This window comes from Bradyrhizobium sp. Ken51 (genome assembly GCF_055807435.1).
This window is the reverse complement of record NZ_JBVVPB010000125.1, coordinates 1-716: the sequence shown is the minus strand read 5'-3', so window position 1 is coordinate 716 and position 716 is coordinate 1. Positions and strand designations below refer to the sequence as shown.

Annotated in this window: 1 protein-coding gene; it reads left to right on the top strand. The window is 58.9% G+C overall.

The window, feature by feature from the left end:
• Nucleotides 1-304: 304 nt before the first annotated feature.
• Complete coding sequence (locus AC0L27_RS41105) at nt 305-577, top strand: hypothetical protein (RefSeq protein ID WP_473323798.1); 273 nt, start codon at nt 305-307, stop codon at nt 575-577.
• The last annotated feature ends 139 nt before the right edge of the window (nt 578-716 follow it).

Below are 716 nucleotides of genomic sequence, written 5' to 3'. Positions count from 1 at the left end.
CGCGATTTTTTTCCCGTGGCAGTTAAGGTTCTCGAGCCTCAAGATTGGACTGAGATCGCTTCAGCCGCGACGAGTCACAATGACCCGCTATTCAGCGACGTTGCCGAGGAGCGGTTTGACACGCTGCGCGCACATATTTTGCGGCTTGAGCAGGAGGCTGACGCGGAGCGTAAGTAATCGCTACGGCGTCGCGCAATGCATTGTGCCGCGCGACGCTGAGGCCCACGGCGCAGGAGAGTCAGAATTGGGCTGCGCCTTTCCTTGCGCGCTCATATACGCGTGCGGCCCGAAGCGGGAGGGTAGGATGCCGCTCCACACCGACAATCTCGAATCGACCATGCGCTATGCGTTGCTGACAACGCGTGCTATAGTCGTCTGCCCCTTCCATCCAGAGGTCATGATCCGCGTCGGAGACGGCGGCGCCGAAACCCATGCTTATTACCGCGCCAGAAGTATCACCAAGAGTGATGGCACGTGCTGGGAGCGTGAAGATCTCATGCAAGAGATTGTGCGCCAACTCACGGATGCGGCCGACGGCGTGTGTCCTCGGTGTGAGCTGGTTGCTTCCCATAACTGACGAGCCGCGCCGTCAGGGCACCGGAAAAGGGAAAACCGAGGCAAGAAACCTTAGAGTTGGCCAGCTGAAAGCACTTCCGTACAACCTGTCGTTCACGCTGGCTGGCTTTCGGCAGGATCGCGGCAAGACAACTTCACTA